The sequence below is a fragment of the Thiomonas sp. genome, from assembly GCF_034007205.1.
Classification (GTDB): domain Bacteria; phylum Pseudomonadota; class Gammaproteobacteria; order Burkholderiales; family Burkholderiaceae_C; genus Thiomonas.
In genome coordinates this window covers 77,744-94,486 of sequence record NZ_JAVERI010000006.1, presented here as the reverse complement: position 1 = coordinate 94,486, position 16,743 = coordinate 77,744, and the positions used below count along the sequence as shown (strand labels likewise).

Sequence of the window (16,743 nt, the reverse complement as noted above, 5' to 3'; positions counted from 1 at the left end):
ATGAGCGAAGTGCACACCGACGCCCAGGTGCGTCCGCGCGAGATCATCGAGGCCGTGCGGCGTCTGGAGGCGGGCGGGCTGGTCGGCCTGCCGACCGAAACCGTCTACGGCCTGGCCGCCGACGCCGAGAACCCCGAGGCCGTGGCCAGAATTTATGCCGCCAAGGGCCGACCCGCAGACCACCCCGTGATCGTGCATGTCCATCGCCAGGCCGATCTGCGACATTGGGCGGCTGAAGTGCCCGAAGCCGCACGTCAGCTCGCTGCCGCCTTCTGGCCTGGGCCGCTGACGCTGATTCTGCCGCGCAGGCCCGGTGTGGCCGAGGCCTGCGCCGGCGGGCAGGGCACCATCGGCCTGCGCTGCCCGTCGCATCCGGTCGCGCAGGCGGTGCTGGCGATTTTCAGGGGCGGGCAGGGTGGACTGGCGGCGCCTTCGGCCAACCGCTTTGGCCGCATCAGCCCCACGACGGCGGCGCATGTGCGGGCCGAACTCGGCGACGATCTGCTGGTGCTCGACGGCGGCGCCTGCGCCGTCGGCATCGAGAGCACCATCGTCGATTGCACGGTACAGCCCCCGCGCATCCTGCGCCCGGGACTGCTGCAAGCCACCGAGCTGGCCGCGGTACTGGGCATCCCGGCCGAGACCTTGCTGCGACCGGCCGGCGGTGCGCCTCGCGTCGCCGGTGCGCTGCCTGCGCACTATGCCCCGCGCACCCCGCTGGCGCTGCGGGCCGCCGCCGACATCGACGCCGATTGGCCCGCAACAGCCGACGCAGGCGTGCTCGCGCGCCATCCCTGCCCGAACGGGAGGTCGACTCGCTGGTTTCAATTGCCGGATGAACCTGTCGGATACGCCCACGCGCTGTACGCGGGGCTGCGCGACCTCGACGCCGCCGGACTCGGCGAAATTTGGGTCGAATCGCTGCCGCCGTCCTTGCCCTGGCTGGCCTTGCGCGATCGCCTGGATCGGGCGGCGCGCGGCTCAGGCGCGGGGCCGTGATGTGTGAGTTTGCCCAGATGGGCAAGCCAATGTGGCAAAAATACAATCCTTCGCGAAATGCGGAAAACCGCCCTTGCGACGCCATTTTGCGTCGGTTATGCTGAATCGAACGGTCGTTCTGTTTTGACTGACCCGACCCGCCGCGGCGCCGGCTGATAATCACAATCGAGGAGATGTTCATGCACAATCGCATCTGGATTGCGCTGGCCTTGGCCAGTGCCTTGGGCTTGACAGGTTGCGGCGGGGGCGGCAATCCGTCGCCACCTTCACTGGCTTCGGTCAGCAGCGTCAATGCCGCAAGCACGGCACCCAAGGCGGCGCCTAGCGGAGGGTTCAAGCAGGTCGTTGCGTTCGGTGACAGTCTGTCCGACGATGGCGCCTACACCCTGGCCGCTTTGAGCGTTTATGGCCCGGGCACTTCCTACAACATCCCTTTCACCGGCCTGCCCTATGCGGCTGGGGGGCAGTTCACCGTCAACGGTGCGGCAACCGGGAACTGGACCAACGTCCTGGCCAGCAAGCTCGGCCTGAGCCTGACGCCCAATCTCGTCGGCTATGGCACGCCCAGCGGCGTCATGTATCTCGGCGCCGCGGGGACGACGTCCACCCCGGCGTTCTGCGCCTTCAGCGCGCCGCCGTCCAGCGGGCAGGCCAACTGCACCAATTTTGCCGAGGGTGGCTCGATGGTCAGCAATCCTGATGGCATCGGACACAGCGGCGGCGCCCTGACCCTGCCGATCACCACCCAGGTGCAAAATTATCTGGCCCAGTTCGGCAGCTTCAATGCCAATCAGCTCGTTACCGTACTGGCGGGCAACAACGACATCTTCGCCGCCTTGTCGGGCGTGAGCGCCTCGGTGACTCTGGCGGTGCAGCAAGCCGTGGGCAGCGCGCTGCAGCAAAACCCCAGCCTGACGCAGGCGCAGATCGCGCAGATTCAGGCCGAGGCGCAGGCGCAGGCAACCAGTCAGGCGGTTGCGGCAGCACAAACCACCGTGGCCACGGCTGCCGATCAACTGGCCGCTCAGGTCAAGCTCATTTCGAGCAAGGGCGGCCAATACGTGCTGGTCTTTACCCTGCCCGATTCCTCGCAGACGCCGTTCGGACGCGGCCTGCCCTACACCGGCATGACGCCGCCGCAGGCGCCGCCTGCCGGATATGTCTGTGACAACACCAACACCTCCACGCCGTGTTACCTGCTGTCCAACCTGGTTCAAGTGTTCAACCAGCGCTTGCTCAACGACCTGCAAGGCCAACCCGTCAAGGTGCTCGATGGCTACGGGCTGCTCAATGAGGAAATCGCCAACCCGGCGCAGTTCGGCCTGAGCAATGTGACCACGCCGTGGTGCGATCCGGCGACGACCAGCTCGCTGCTGTGCAATGTCGGCACGCCCTATGCGGCTGCCGGGGCGAGTACGTCAAATCTGGGGACTTGGCTGTTTGCCGACTCGCTTCATCCCACGCCGACCGGCTACGGCCTCATCGCCAATGCCGCGCTGTCGGCGATGAAGGGTTTTGGCTGGATTTCGCAATGACACCGAGGAGACGAGCGATGAACACCTTGCAACGCACCGCGCTGGGCAGCGCACTCGCTGCGGCCAGCCTGGGGTTGGTGCCTGCGGCGCACGCCGATGAATTTCCGAAAAACATCGTCTATGTCGGCGCAGCCTATCTGAACAACCATTCCAGCCTGCCCAATCTCGGCGGCTACAACACCCCGCCCAATCTCAACCTGGCCGTGGGCAACGCGACGACGCTGGGCCTGGGCTATGTGCGCAACCTCCCCGGGCCGTGGAGTTTCGAGCTGGCGCTGGGTTATCCGCCGCGGGTGCGCACCTACGCCGAAGGCAGCGGCTGGCACTCGCTGAGCCGGGCCGGTGTGACCGATGTGGATGTGTATTCGCCAACCGCCTTCATCAACTACCACATTCGCGGCAAGAAAGCGAAGTGGGACCCGTTTGTCGGCCTGGGCGTGAACTACACCTGGTTTCGCAACACCAAGGCGCTGCCGCCGCTGACCAAGCTGCAGGGGCCGACCGATGTTCATCTGTCGAGCGACCTGACCTGGGCGGCGCACGTCGGCATGATCTACCGCTTCAATTCGCGCTGGTCGCTGGTGGGCACGATCGCCTATGCCGATGTGCGCAGCGACCTGACTTCCACGTCCTACACGCCGGATCGCGCGGTGATCACCAGCCAGGCCACGACCCGGATCAAGTTCAATCCGGTGGTCTACACCCTGGCCGTGGGCTATAGTTTTTGACTGGTTTCCCGCTCGGCGAAAGGGGGCTTCGGCTCCCTTTTTTTCGGGCTTCGAGCAGAAAATGATCTGTCTTTATATACAGCCATGCTACATTGTGCAGCAGTGTCATTTGGACGAGACGTGAGGAAGGTGCCATGGAACAGGGGAAATCCGCAGTGAATCCAGAAAAAGCCAAGGCGCTGGCCGCCGCGCTGGCGCAGATCGAAAAGCAGTTCGGCAAGGGCACGATCATGCGCATGGACGATGGTGAGGCGCAGCGCGACATCCAGGTGGTGTCCACCGGCTCTCTCGGGCTGGACATTGCGCTGGGTGTGGGCGGATTGCCGCGTGGCCGGGTGGTCGAGATCTACGGGCCCGAGTCTTCCGGCAAGACTACGCTCACCCTGCAGGTCATCGCCGAAATGCAGAAGCTCGGCGGCACCTGCGCCTTCATCGATGCCGAGCATGCGCTCGACGTGCAATACGCATCGAAACTCGGGGTGCAATTGCCCGATCTGCTGATTTCCCAGCCCGACACGGGCGAGCAGGCGCTCGAAATCGTCGACGCGCTGGTGCGCTCCGGTTCGGTGGACATGATCGTGGTCGATTCGGTCGCCGCACTCACGCCCAAGGCCGAGATCGAGGGCGAGATGGGCGATTCGCTGCCGGGCCTGCAGGCGCGGCTGATGAGTCAGGCGCTGCGCAAGCTCACCGCCAATATCAAGCGCACCAACTGTCTGGTCATTTTCATCAACCAGATCCGCATGAAAATCGGCGTGATGTTCGGCAATCCCGAAACGACGACCGGCGGCAATGCGCTCAAGTTCTACTCCTCGGTGCGTCTGGACATCCGCCGCACCGGCTCCATCAAAAAGGGCGAGGAGGTCATCGGCTCCGAGACCCGGGTCAAGGTGGTGAAGAACAAGGTGGCGCCGCCGTTCAAACAGGCGGAATTCGACATTCTGTACGGCGAAGGCGTGTCGCGCGAGGGCGAGATCATCGACCTGGGGGTGCTGGCCAAGCTGGTCGAGAAATCCGGCTCCTGGTATGCCTACAACGGCGAGAAAATCGGCCAGGGCAAGGACAATGCGCGCGAATTTCTCAAGGCCAATCCCGACATCGCCCGCGAGATCGAAAACAAGATCCGCGTCAGTCTCGGCGTGCCCGAGGCCAATGCGTTGATGAACGCGGACATGGCCGAAGAGGATCAGGACTGACGATTCGCCTTGACGTCATGAGCCTGTCTCGCGCCCAGCCTTCCTTGCGTGCGCGAGCCGTGCGTTACCTGTCGCAGCGCGAGCACAGCCCGCTGGAACTGCGTCGCAAGCTGCTGCGCTACTGCGAGGAGTCCGAAGAGGTCGATGCCCTGATCGCCAGTCTGGAGCAGGCCGGGCTGCTCAGCAGCGAGCGTTTTGCCGGGTCGTTGATCCACCGGCGCCAGCAGCGTTACGGCAATCTGCGCATCGCGCAGGAACTCGATGCCCACGGCCTTCCGCCAGAGGTCACGGCGGCGCTGCAACCCGCCTTGCAAGACAGTGAACTGGCCCGCGCCCATGCGGTCTGGGCGAGAAAATTCCAGGCGCTGCCGCAAGATGCCGCTGAGCGCGCCCGGCAGGCCCGCTTTCTGACCCGGCGTGGCTTCAGCAGTGATGCCGTGCGTGCCGTGCTGCGAGGTGCGGCGCCGGAGGTTTTCGACTGACTTGCTGCGCCGCAGCAGGCTGCTACACTGATTATTGCGCTTCATCAAAAATCAATCAGCCATGCGCGACTCTCCTGCCGCCTCTGTCTCTCTCCAACGCCGCCTGGTCCACCGTCGCAGTATCGATGTCGAGGTTTATGCGCGTGAAGACGGTCTGTGGGACCTGCAGGCCGAATTGCGGGATGTGAAAACACGCGACATCACCCTATCCGAGCGCATCCGCCCGGCCGGCGTGCCGGTGCACGACATGCTGCTCATCGTCACCATCGATGATGTGCTCGACATCGTCGACGCCCGCTCGCACACCCTGTTCAGCCCTTATGACACCTGCGGCGATCATGACGATGCCTACAAGCGGCTGATCGGCCTCAATCTGCTGCGCGGATTCCGCGCTGCGGTGCGCGAACGCCTGGGCGGGGTGCTGGGCTGCACCCATCTCACCGAATTGACGCAAGTGCTGCCCACGGCCGCCATTCAGGGGATGACCGGTCTGACCAAGGTGGCCATGCCAGTGACCGAGCATTCTGCCGGGATGAAACGACCCCCTGACTCGCTGCGCTCGCATTCCACCTCGCGGCTTGCAAGCCACTCGGATTCGCATGGCATGGGTCAGTCCGCAGGGACTGACCCATGTCCCGCTCATCCCCCCGAGGGGGTGTCAGTTCCTTCGGAACGGCCGTGCGGAACTGCCATGCCCTTTCAGCTCAACCGCTGCCACGCCCTGCGGCTGGATGCCCCGGCTGTGGCCAAGTTCTATCCCCGTTGGGCGCAGCCTTCTGCGCCGCAGCGTGCCAAAGGCACAATGCCTACTTCCCAAACCGAGGACGAGACACCATGAAAATCCATGAATACCAAGCCAAACAATTGCTCAGGGAGCACGGCGTGCCGGTACCGCGCGGCAAACCGGCGTTTTCGGTCGACGAGGCCGTCGCCGCGGCGCAGGAGCTGGGCGGCCCGGTCTGGGTGGTGAAGGCGCAGATTCATGCGGGCGGGCGAGGCAAGGGCGGCGGCGTCAAGCTGGCGCGTTCGCTCGATGAGGTGCGGCAACTTGCGTCGCAGATTCTGGGCATGCAGCTCGTCACGCATCAAACCGGGCCCGCGGGGCAGAAGGTGCGGCGGCTGCTGATCGAAGAAGGAGCCGACATCCGCAAGGAGTATTACGTTGCCGTGCTCACCGACCGCGAAACCCAGAAAGTGGCGGTCATGGCGTCGAGCGAAGGCGGCATGGACATCGAGGAAGTCGCAGCGAAGACGCCGGAGAAAATCCTCAAGGTCTTCGTCGATCCGCTCGTGGGGCTGCAGGATGCGCAGGGGCTGGAGCTGGCCGCGGGTATCGGCATTCCGCTGGACTCGCAGGCGCAGGCGGTCGACGTGTTCAGGAAACTCTATCAGTGCTATATGGACAGCGATGCCTCGCTGGTCGAGATCAACCCGCTGATCCTCGAGGGCAACGGCCAGATCAAGGCGCTCGATGCCAAGTTCAACATCGACGACAACGCCCTGTTCCGCCACCCGGAAATCGAGGCGCTGCGCGATCTCGACGAGGAGGATCCGGCCGAGGTGCAGGCGCACAAATACGACCTGGCCTACATCCAGCTCGATGGCAATATCGGCTGCCTGGTCAACGGTGCCGGGCTGGCGATGGCGACGATGGACACCATCAAGCTGTTCGGCGGCTCGCCCGCCAACTTCCTCGACGTGGGCGGCGGGGCGACCACCGAGAAAGTGACCGAGGCGTTCAAGATCATGCTGCACAACCCGCATGTCAAGGCGATTCTGGTCAACATCTTCGGCGGCATCATGCGCTGCGACACCATCGCCGAGGGCGTGATCGCCGCCAGCCGTGCCGTGGGCCTGAACGTCCCCTTGGTCGTGCGCATGAAGGGCACCAACGAGGAAATCGGCCGCAAGCTGCTGGCCGATTCCGGCCTGCCCATCATCAGCGCCAACACCATGGGCGAGGCCGCGCAGGCCGCCGTTCAAGCCGCGCAGGCTTAAAGCCCGGCTCCACAGAACAAGAGGACATCATGGCCATCCTGATCAACAAAGACACCCGAGTCATCACCCAGGGCATCACCGGCAAGACCGGACAGTTCCATACCCGCATGTGCCGCGACTACGCCAACGGCAAGAACTGCTTCGTCGCCGGGGTCAACCCGAAAAAAGCCGGAGAAGATTTCGAGGGCATTCCCATCTACGGCAATGTGGCAGACGCCAAGGCGGCCACGGGCGCCACGGTCTCGGTCATTTATGTGCCCCCTGCGGGCGCGGCTGCCGCCATCTGGGAGGCGGTGGAGGCGGACCTCGACCTCGTCATCTGCATCACCGAGGGCATCCCGGTGAAAGACATGCTGCTGGTGCGCAACCGCATGAAGGCCAAGGAGGCCTCGGGCGGCAAGAAAACCCTGCTGCTCGGGCCGAACTGCCCCGGTCTCATCACCCCCGATGAAATCAAGATCGGCATCATGCCCGGCCACATCCACCGCAAGGGACGGGTGGGCATCGTCTCGCGCTCGGGTACGCTGACCTACGAGGCGGTGGCGCAGGTCACCGAACTGGGGCTGGGGCAGAGCAGCGCGGTGGGCATCGGCGGCGATCCGATCAACGGCCTCAAGCACATCGACATCATGCGCGCCTTCAACGACGATCCCGACACCGACGCCGTCATCATGATCGGCGAAATCGGCGGCTCCGACGAGGCCGAGGCGGCACGCTGGTGCAAGGCCCACATGAAAAAGCCGGTGGTCGGCTTCATCGCCGGGGTGACTGCGCCGCCGGGCAAGCGCATGGGCCATGCCGGCGCGCTGATTTCCGGCGGCGCCGACACCGCCGAGGCCAAGCTCGCCATCATGGAGGAGTGCGGTTTCACCGTCACGCGCAACCCGTCTGAAATGGGCAGGCTGCTCAAGCAAGTCATGGGCTGATCCGTGCAAACGCCGGGGCTGCTCCCGGTTACAAACGGTATGATGCGAAACCAGTCCCGATGGGACTGCATTGACATCCGGGGCAGCCATCGGCATGGAACACTATTTCACCGTCGAGTTCTTGACGGCCATCGGTCAGATCGTTCTGATCGACATCCTTCTGGGCGGAGACAACGCCGTGGTCATTGCGCTGGCCACGCGCAAACTGCCCGTCCATCAACGCAAGCTCGGCATACTGTGGGGAACTGCAGGCGCCATTGCGCTGCGCGTGGTGCTGATTTTTTTCGCCCTGACCCTGCTCAAGCTGCCCTTTCTCAAGATCGCAGGTAGCTTGCTGCTGTTCTGGATCGGCATCAAGCTGCTCTCCCCGCAGGAAGAGGAGGGGCATGGCGAGGTGCAGGCCGCCGACAAGTTGTGGGCCGCGGTCAAGACAGTCATCATCGCCGACTTCGTGATGAGCCTGGACAACGTCATCGCCATCGCCGGTGCGGCGCAAAACGCCGGCGAGCGGCACAGCATGCTGCTGGTGGTGTTCGGTCTGCTGCTGAGCGTGCCCATCATCGTCTGGGGCAGCCAGTTGGTCATCCAACTGATGCAGCGTTTTCCGGTCATCATCACCCTGGGAGCGATGCTGCTGGGCTGGATCGCCGGTGGCCTGATCGTGACCGACCCGTTTGTTGCACACTGGGTGGAGGCGCTGCCTTGGGCGGCTTACGCCGAAAAAATCGCCGGGCTGATCGGCGCCATCGTGGTGTGGGCCGTGGCAAAGCTGATCTATCGCCGCACTTCGGTTTCCGCCGCATGAACATGGACATGAGCAAGACTGCGGGGCCGGGCCCTGCCTTGCAGTATGAAATGGTGAGCCTGACGCATACGGGCCGCGTGCGCGAGCACAACGAGGATGCGGTGGCATTCGACGCCGTGGCGCAGGTGGCCGTGCTGGCCGATGGCATGGGCGGCTACGCCGCCGGAGAAGTCGCCAGCGGCATGGCAACGGGGCAGATCTGCGCCCGCATCGCCCGCCTGAAAGCCGATTATCCGAAGGTCACTGCGCTCGACCTGTCCACCGAACTGCGCCAGGCCGTGCGCCGCGTGAACCTGGAGATCCTGCGGGCCGCGCGCAGCAATGCGCAGTATGCCGGAATGGGTGCCACCCTGGTCGCCGTGGCGTTCACCGGCAATGTGGCGGTGATCGCGCATGCCGGCGATTCGCGCGCCTATCTGCTGCGGCAGAATCGATTGCGTCTGCTCACGCACGACCATTCAGCGCTGCAGGAGCAGATCGACATGGGGCTGATACGGCCCGAAGACGCAGAAAAGATCGGCGGCAAGAATCTGGTGACGCGCGCCCTTGGCGTCGATCCCGCACTGGAGCCCGACGTGGCCATGCATCCCATGATGGCGGGGGATCTGCTGCTTTTGTGTTCCGATGGCTTGAACGATATGTTGTCTGATGCCAGAATCGAAAGCGTGGTCCGGCAGTATGCCGAGCATCCTGCTGCAGCGGCCAGCCAATTGGTGGATGATGCGAATGCGGCGGGCGGACGTGACAATGTTTCCGTCATTCTGGTGACGATGCGTTGACCCAGCCGATGCTTTTTTACTTTTCCAATCGGGTTCATTGAACAAACGGACTTCAAATCGTGGCCAAACTCGTGATTACCCTGGATGGCAAGGTTTTGAAAGAAGTCGTGCTCAGCAAAGACCGCACGACGCTGGGACGTCGTCCCTACAACGATGTGGTCATCGACAATCTGGCGGTCAGTGGCGAACATGCCGTGCTGTTGCGCGATGCCGCGGCGGATACCGAGAACTACATCATTCAAGACCTGGGCAGCACCAACGGCACCTATCTGAATGGCGCGCCCATCAAATCCAGCCCGTTTCGTGAAGGTGACACGGTGGACATCGGCAAATACAGCCTGCGCCTGCTGTCCGATACGCGCCAGACCACGTTCGGGCCTTCACGCTTTGGTGCGTCGAGCGGTTTCGGCAACTCACGCTTTGGCAACTCGGGGTTTTCCGATTCGCGCACCCGGCCGGGCGATGCGCAGCGCAGTTACAAGATCAAGGTGCTCAGCGGGGATGCGGCCGGGCGTGAGATCCTGCTGAGCAAGGAGCAGACGACCTTCGGCCAGCGCGGCGCGCTGGTGGTCAGCGTCACGCGCAAGCCGCGCGGCTTCGAGCTGGTGCAGGTCGAGGGCGAGAAGCGGGCGCAGGTCAATGGCGTTTCGCTCGGCCTCATGCCGGTGGTGCTGCGTTCGGGTGACGTGATCAATCTGGCCGGGGTTCAACTGCAATTCCTGCAGGTTTGAGAGTCCCGTTCAAAACGAAACGCCCGCAAGGACCACAGTCGTTGCGGGCGTTTTTGCTGCGGCGCACTTTCAGCGCGGCACGCGCATCACTTTGAGCATATTGGTGCCCCCGGCCATACCGATCGGCTCGCCGCAGGTAATGGCGTAACTGTCACCGGAGGCGATGGCATTTTTCTCGATCAGCCGCGCCTCGGCCTGGTTGAGCAGGTCGTCGCGATCGGTGGTGCTGAAGCTCAGCAGCATCGGGTGCACATTGCGGTAAAGCGCCATGCGCCGCACCGAGGTTTCGCTGCGCGACAGCGCATAGATCGGCACGTTGACGCGGTGACGGCTCATCCACAGCGCAGTCGAGCCCGATTCGGTCAGCGCCACGATGGCGCGGCAGCCGAGGTGGTGCGCGGTGAACAGCGCGGCCATGGCGATAGACTGGTCGATGCGGGTGAACTTCTTGTCGATGAAGTCGTGTTCGAGCTTGACTTCCTCGACGTTCTCGGCGGCCACGCAGATGCTGGCCATCGCCTCGACCGTCTCCACTGGGTACTTGCCCGCGGCCGTTTCCGCCGAAAGCATGACGGCGTCGGTGCCGTCGAGCACCGCGTTGGCGACGTCGGACACTTCGGCGCGCGTGGGCACGGCGTTGACGATCATCGATTCCATCATCTGCGTGGCGGTGATCACCACGCGGTCCATTTCGCGCGCCATGCGGATCATGCGCTTTTGCAGCGCGGGCACGGCGGCATTGCCGACTTCCACAGCGAGGTCGCCGCGCGCCACCATGATGCCGTCGGAGGCGCGAAGAATCTCCGGCAGTGCCGGAATCGCCTCGACCCGCTCGATCTTGGCGATGAGCGCGGGTCTGTGGCTGTAGGGTTCACCCGCCACATTGGCGAGTTGCCGCGCCAGTTCCATGTCGGTGGCGTTCTTGGGAAAGGACACGGCCAGATAGTCGGCCTGGAAGGACATCGCGGTGCGAATGTCTTCCATGTCCTTGGCGGTGAGCGCGGGGGCAGACAGCCCGCCGCCCTGCTTGTTGATGCCCTTGTTGTTCGACAACTCGCCGCCGATGGTGACGACAGTGTGGATCTCTTCGCCGCTGACGCCTTCGACAGTGAGCACGATCAGTCCGTCGTTGAGCAGCAGACGGTCGCCCGCGTGCACGTCGCGCGGCAGGTCTTTGTAGTCAAGGCCGCAGCGGGTTTCGTCGCCGATCTCGCAGGTGGCGTCGAGAATGAATTTCTGCCCCGGCTGCAGCACGACCTTGCCGTCCTTGAAGCGTCCGACGCGGATTTTCGGACCTTGCAGGTCGGCCATGACGGCCACGGCCTTGCCCAGCCGGGCGGCCGTCTCGCGGATGAGCTGGGCGCGCTCGATATGTTCTTGCGCCTTGCCGTGGGAAAAGTTGAGCCGCACGACATCGACCCCGGCCGCGATCATGCGTTCGAGGATGTCGGGTGAGGAACTGGCGGGGCCGATGGTGGCAACGATTTTGGTGGCGCGTGACATGGGTAGCGGGATGTTGGGAGTGGGCGGAGCAACGCGATCAGTGAAAATGGGGCTTCCTTCACGGAAAGCCGGGCTGTAGTGTAGAGCGTGCTGTTGACGATTTCGTACACGTTCTTCTGCTGGGATGACGCAGTACTCTCGCGGGCGGTTGCTCATGAGGAAATGCACGGCAGCCCGGATTCGGCGGCAGGTCTGGTGCGCCGCTCATGTGCAGGCGTCTGCCCAATCCGGGCTGCGAGCAGGCGGTGAGGTGGACAAGAAAACCTGGGGTGGTGCGAACCGCGTTGTCGCGTATTCGGCTGACGCGCTTGGAAATCGCCAGCCGCTGTACTAAATCGAAATACGGCTGATCCAGCTCAAGGCCCAATAAGCGACCATGCCGCTGAGTATGGTGCCCAATATGCCACGCCGCGCGAAAAAATAACCCGCCGCGATCACCGCGGCGCCCAGTTTCACCCAGGGTGGACCGAGTGGGGTGAGCAGAAACAGCTCCGGTGCCACGACCGCGGCCAGCGCGGCGGCCGGGGCGAACCGCAGGGCCACCCTGACGCGCGCAGGCAAGGGCATGGCCTTGCGCGACAGCAAGAACAGGTTGCGGCTCAGCACCGTCACGGCGGTCATGCCGACCACGAGGGCGATCTGCTGGAACAGGGTCATGGTTTGGTGCCGCCCAGCACGACGCCTGCGGTGTGCTGGCGGCTGCTCCAGGCATCCCACGCCATGCCCACGATCAGCGCGCCGATGATGGCCGCCACCAGATTGAGCCGCAGCGGCAGCCAGAACAGCAGCGCACTCAGTGCCGAGGCGACGACGATCACCGCGGCGATGGTGCGGTCCGCCAGCAGCGAGAGCACGATGCCCAGCAGCGCCAGCGTGCCGGCAAACGCCAGCCCCCAACCGCCCGGAATGTATTGCGCCAATACGATGCCCAGCAGAGAGGGAATCTGCCAGGCGACCCAGTTGGTCAGCGACACGCCGAGGAAGTAATGCACCTGCTGCGGGTCGCCCGTGGGGTGGGGGTGGCGCCGGATCATCAGCACCTGGTTCAGGTCGCCGATCAGGTAGCCATAGACCAGCCGGCGCAAACGGGGCACCTGCTCGAAGTAGGGCCGCATTTGCGCGCTGAACACGACAAAACGCAGGTTGACGCAAAAGGCGGTGCCCAGAATCAGCCACAGCGGCGCGCCCGCTGCGATCAGCGGCAGAACGGCGAGCTGCGCACTGCCGGCAAACACGAACAGGCTGATGGCCAGCGCCAGTTGCAGGCTCAGACCCGACTTGACCATGGCCACACCCGTGACCAGTCCCCAGGCGGCGATGCCCAAGGAAACGGCCCGCATGTCGTGCGCACCCTCTCGAAAGGCGGGCTGGTTCAACAGTGACTGAACGCGGGCGAGGGCGGGCATGGGAAATCCGTGGGACTAAAAAGATATTTTGCGCCGCATCAAAAGACCCCGGCAAGCGCAGCGATGATCTTTGTGACAAATCATGCACAACATCGGATCAATGATGGACTGGAACCACCACCCGCCGCAGCACCGGGGCCTGCTTCAGCGCTTCGAGCAAGGGGGCGGTCTGTGCGGGGGATAGACCGGCTTGCGCCGCTTGCGCCGGAAACTGCCTGGCCAGTCCGGGGGCGTACAGCCAGAACGAGCTGGCGGTGTAGCGCGCCAGCGCCAGCGCCTGCTGTGCATGGCCGAGTCGGCTGAGCAGCAGGATGCGGCGGATCAGCAGGTTGGGGTCGCCATAGGCATGGCTGACCCGGTCGATCTCGGCCATCTCGCGCAGCAGTTCGGCCTGCGAGTCGGCGGCGCGCACCTGAAGATTGCTGGCCACGGCAAAGCCGATCAAGGGGCGAAAGAACAGGTCGCTGCGCTGCGCCTGCCGGATGGCCGCACGGGCCGCGGCGCGATCGGCCGAGTACGCCGTGTTGGTGAGGTGGTAATCAAAGCCCGCCTTGGCGACCAGCGCAAGCGCCAGAGTTCCCATGGCGAGGGCCGCGGGGCGGGGCAATGACAGGGCGGATCGGGTCGACGAGGCGGACGGGGCCTTGTCGTCGCGACCGATCCCGTCCATCCAGCCCGACAGAAAGGCGAACACCCAGAGGAAATAGAGATACCACAGGGGATACTCGACCAGACTGTGCAGGCCCAGAAAGGCCACGCCCATCCAGGCGGCAAGCGCCATGGGCGCAGTCTCGTTCGGTGCGGCGCGGCCCCGTTGCATCCAGCCCCGGGCCGAGCGCCACAGCCAGGCCAGGGCGACGAGACCAATCGGCAGGGCGCCGGCAAGTCCGGTCTCGGCCAGCAGTTGCAGGATGAGATCGTGCGCGTTGTCGATATTGTCCAGCGGCAGCGGGTGCAGGGCGTGATGGATGGCCGCGTGCTGCAAGCCCCAGCCAAGCTGCCCCCAGCCCGCACCGAACCAGGGCAGATGCTCGAACACCTGCCAGGCATTGCGCCAGATCAGCGCGCGCGCGTTGACGGGTTGATCGAGCTGGCGCGTCACCGCATCGAGAAAGCTGATCCAGCCGAGGTCATCGGCTTCGCGCAGCGCCAGCCACCACAGCGCATACAGCACCGGCACCGCCACCAGCGCCGCCCACCGCGGGTCGCGCCAGGCACCGCGTACCGCGATCAGCACCAGCACGGCGGCGACGACCGCCTGCACCATGCCGGTGCGCGAACCGCAGACCACCAGCGCCCAGCTCATGCCGACGACGGCGGCCCAGACCGCGGTCACGCGCAACCGCGGCGCCCACCACGCCAGCCCGGCCAGCCCGAGGGCGACGGCGGTGGCGTAATGGTTGGGTTGGCGCAGATTGCCGAACACCCTGCCGGTCGAGGGATAGCTGACGAGGTCGGTGTACATCGGCGCATGCGCCGCCAGCCAGGAGGCCAGCGACGGCATCTGCCAGAGGGCGAACTGCACCAGCCCGAACGTGACCTGGATCAGCCCTTGCAGCAGCAGTCCCGCCGCGGCCGCGTCGAGCCAGGGGTGTTCGCCCGCATCAGCGCTGCGGCTGCTGCGCATGCTCACGGCGGCGTTGCCCAGCCCGGCGACCAGTGCGGCGCTGAGCAACACCGCCACGGTGATGACGCCCTGGCTGGGGTAGGCGAGCTGCCCGCTGAGCGTCTGCAGGCCGACCACGGCGGCGGCCACGGCAAAGCCGAGCGCAGCCAGACCGAAGCGCGGCGTCAATCCGCTCCACGCGGCGGCGAAAAACACCGCGGCCCAGAGCGCGGCGGCGACCAGCGTGGTGCCCATCTTGGCCACCACGCCCGGATCGAAAGGCCAGATCAACGGCAGCGACATGGCCAGCCCGAGCAGGCCGAGGGCGAGCGATGACGCGAACGCGAAACGCTCAGACTCAGAGGTTGGGGCGGGAGAAGACAAAGCCATGGGGCGCATTATCCGTGCGCGTCGGGTTCGACCGATTCTCCCGCCGCGGGTTCACTGCGGCAGCGTCTTGTCGATCTGCTTTTGCTGCGCGTGCGCCCGTTCGAGGTCGCGCAGACGGGCTGCGATGATCGACGCCTCGAAATAATCCGCCCCCGGCGTGCGCTGCGCGATGCGCAGTTGTTCGATCGCGGCCTCGGTCTTGCCTTGCAGGGCGTAGGCCTCGGCGGTGGCGCGGTGTTGCGCGGCGAATGCGCCCAGGGCAGACTGCGCGCGCGCCAGGTCTTGCCACAGCACGATGTCCTGCGGATGCTCCACCGTTTGCAGGCGCAGAAAGTCGCGCGCCTGCGTTTTGTCGGGCAGGGCCAGCAGGCAGCGCGCCAGCAGATGCCGCGTGGCGGATTGCGCAAACCGGGCGTAAAGCGCGCGTGCCGCATCGGCCGCCTGCGCGGGCTGGTGCCGCAACAGCAGTTCGATGCGCAGCAGATCGAGCGGCAGACGCTCGGCCGCCGGCGCATCGCCGGCCGCGGCCTGCGCGCGGGCGAGTGCCTGCGCGCTGTCATCGAAACGCCCCAGTCGTTGCAGCAGCACGGCCTGGCCGTAGGCGTCGGCGGCCTGTTGCGCAGGGAAGGCGGCCTTGTCGGCGCGCAAGCGCTGTTGCTCGCGCCGCATGGCATCAGCCGTCGTCGGGGTGAGGGCGCGGGCGCGGGCGTGCATGAGCCAGAACATCAGGTCGTGGTCGGGCGGCAGCGGCTGGTTGCCGCCGCGCGCCTGGGCGTCGGCGATGCGCTCGCTGGTCAGCGGGTGCGTCTGCAAAAAAGCCAGTACGTCGGAGTCGTCCAGCCGGGAGAGGCTTTGCAGCCGCAGCAGCATGCTGGCCATGGCCTGCGGCGGATAGCCCGATTCCGCCAGCACTTCCTCGCCGGTGCGGTCGGCGTCGCGCTCGTTGCTGCGCGAAAAGCGCAGCGCGTTGTCGATCGCCGCGGCCTGTCCGCCCAGCGCCAGGCCCTGCGCGGCCTGGTCCTGCCCCGCGCTGGCGGCGGCGACGGCCAGCAGCAGCGAGCCGATGCTCAGCAGTTTGTCGCGGCCCATCTGCGCCAGCCGCTGGGCGATGTGCCGCTGGGTGATGTGCGACATTTCATGGGCGAACACGGCCGCGATCTGGTCGTGCGACTGCGCGTCGATGATCAGCCCGGTGTGCACCCCGATCCAGCCGCCGGGCAGGGCGAAGGCGTTGAAGCTGCGGTCGCGCAGCAAGAACACATGGAAGCGCTTGGGCGCCTCGATTTCGGCGGTGCGCCGCGCCGCCGGGGTGAGGCGGTCGACGATGGTCTGGAGATAGTCGCGCAGCAGACTGTCGTGCAGATAGTCGGGTTCCTGCCGCATTTCGCGCATGATGATCTCGCCCAGGCGCTTTTCCTGTGCCGAGGACAGGGCGCCCTGCGCCGGATCGCCCAGCGTCGGCAGGCTGCTGGCGAGGCCGGGGGCGCGGTCGTCGGCGACCTGCGCCCAGACCGGCGTGGCGCACAATGCCAGGGTCAGCAGGCAGACGGCGGTCTGACCGGCGACGCGGCGTGGGCGGAAGTAAGGCAAGGCGAAGCGCACGGGGCAGATCGGACAGAGTCTGCAGAGGAAGACTGGCCCTGGGCCAACAGGTTCCCG

General features: G+C 65.3%; 16 protein-coding genes. 11 read left to right on the top strand and 5 right to left on the bottom strand.

Annotation, left to right across the window (positions count from 1 at the left end):
- From RBR52_RS06725 to RBR52_RS06675, 11 genes are all read left to right on the top strand, one after another.
- The gene (locus RBR52_RS06725) at positions 1–999 is read left to right on the top strand and encodes an L-threonylcarbamoyladenylate synthase (RefSeq protein WP_320376430.1); all 999 of its coding nucleotides are present in this window, start codon (positions 1–3) and stop codon (positions 997–999) included.
- A gap of 179 nt (positions 1,000–1,178) precedes the next feature.
- Positions 1,179–2,534 (top strand): SGNH/GDSL hydrolase family protein, encoded by a 1,356-nt coding sequence (locus RBR52_RS06720; RefSeq protein ID WP_320376429.1) that lies wholly within the window; start codon positions 1,179–1,181, stop codon positions 2,532–2,534.
- Between the two features lie 17 nt (positions 2,535–2,551).
- Positions 2,552–3,262, top strand: coding sequence for an OmpW/AlkL family protein (locus RBR52_RS06715; RefSeq protein ID WP_320376428.1), 711 nt, complete (start codon positions 2,552–2,554; stop codon positions 3,260–3,262).
- Between the two features lie 134 nt (positions 3,263–3,396).
- Complete coding sequence (gene recA, locus RBR52_RS06710) at positions 3,397–4,458, top strand: recombinase RecA (RefSeq protein ID WP_320376427.1); 1,062 nt, start codon at positions 3,397–3,399, stop codon at positions 4,456–4,458.
- Positions 4,459–4,475: 17 nt separating this feature from the next.
- Positions 4,476–4,940: a recombination regulator RecX gene (recX, locus tag RBR52_RS06705; protein ID WP_320376426.1), complete on the top strand. Its 465-nt coding sequence runs from the start codon at positions 4,476–4,478 to the stop codon at positions 4,938–4,940.
- A 61-nt stretch (positions 4,941–5,001) separates the two neighbouring features.
- A complete protein-coding gene (locus RBR52_RS06700) occupies positions 5,002–5,778 on the top strand; it encodes a DUF2889 domain-containing protein (protein ID WP_320376425.1) in 777 nt (258 codons plus the stop codon).
- Entirely contained in the window at positions 5,775–6,938 is a 1,164-nt protein-coding gene (sucC, locus tag RBR52_RS06695; RefSeq protein ID WP_320376424.1) for an ADP-forming succinate--CoA ligase subunit beta, read from the top strand. Before RBR52_RS06700 ends, sucC begins: the two co-directional genes overlap by 4 nt.
- 29 nt (positions 6,939–6,967) lie before the next feature.
- Positions 6,968–7,864 carry a succinate--CoA ligase subunit alpha gene (gene sucD, locus RBR52_RS06690; protein ID WP_320376423.1) on the top strand — a complete coding sequence of 299 codons (897 nt, stop codon included), beginning with the start codon at positions 6,968–6,970 and terminating at the stop codon, positions 7,862–7,864.
- A gap of 94 nt (positions 7,865–7,958) precedes the next feature.
- Complete coding sequence (locus RBR52_RS06685; RefSeq protein WP_320376422.1) at positions 7,959–8,669, top strand: TerC family protein; 711 nt, start codon at positions 7,959–7,961, stop codon at positions 8,667–8,669.
- An 8-nt stretch (positions 8,670–8,677) separates the two neighbouring features.
- Positions 8,678–9,448, top strand: a complete 771-nt coding sequence (locus tag RBR52_RS06680; protein ID WP_320376421.1) for a Stp1/IreP family PP2C-type Ser/Thr phosphatase — start codon at positions 8,678–8,680, stop codon at positions 9,446–9,448.
- A gap of 59 nt (positions 9,449–9,507) precedes the next feature.
- On the top strand, positions 9,508–10,179 hold the full coding sequence (locus RBR52_RS06675) for an FHA domain-containing protein (RefSeq protein WP_320376420.1): 672 nt from the start codon (positions 9,508–9,510) through the stop codon (positions 10,177–10,179).
- A 69-nt stretch (positions 10,180–10,248) separates the two neighbouring features.
- Here RBR52_RS06675 and pyk read toward each other — a convergent pair whose 3' ends face one another.
- From pyk to RBR52_RS06650, 5 genes are all read right to left on the bottom strand, one after another.
- On the bottom strand, positions 10,249–11,682 hold the full coding sequence (gene pyk / locus RBR52_RS06670) for a pyruvate kinase (protein ID WP_320376419.1): 1,434 nt from the start codon (positions 11,680–11,682) through the stop codon (positions 10,249–10,251).
- A gap of 330 nt (positions 11,683–12,012) precedes the next feature.
- Positions 12,013–12,339, bottom strand: coding sequence for an AzlD domain-containing protein (locus RBR52_RS06665; RefSeq protein ID WP_320376418.1), 327 nt, complete (start codon positions 12,337–12,339; stop codon positions 12,013–12,015).
- Complete coding sequence (locus RBR52_RS06660) at positions 12,336–13,088, bottom strand: AzlC family ABC transporter permease (RefSeq protein WP_320376417.1); 753 nt, start codon at positions 13,086–13,088, stop codon at positions 12,336–12,338. The genes RBR52_RS06665 and RBR52_RS06660 overlap by 4 nt, the downstream gene beginning before the upstream one ends.
- A 97-nt stretch (positions 13,089–13,185) precedes the next feature.
- Positions 13,186–15,084, bottom strand: coding sequence for a PglL family O-oligosaccharyltransferase (locus RBR52_RS06655; RefSeq protein WP_320376416.1), 1,899 nt, complete (start codon positions 15,082–15,084; stop codon positions 13,186–13,188).
- 51 nt (positions 15,085–15,135) lie between these two features.
- Positions 15,136–16,686 carry a M48 family metalloprotease gene (locus RBR52_RS06650; RefSeq protein ID WP_320376415.1) on the bottom strand — a complete coding sequence of 517 codons (1,551 nt, stop codon included), beginning with the start codon at positions 16,684–16,686 and terminating at the stop codon, positions 15,136–15,138.
- Positions 16,687–16,743 lie beyond the last annotated feature (57 nt).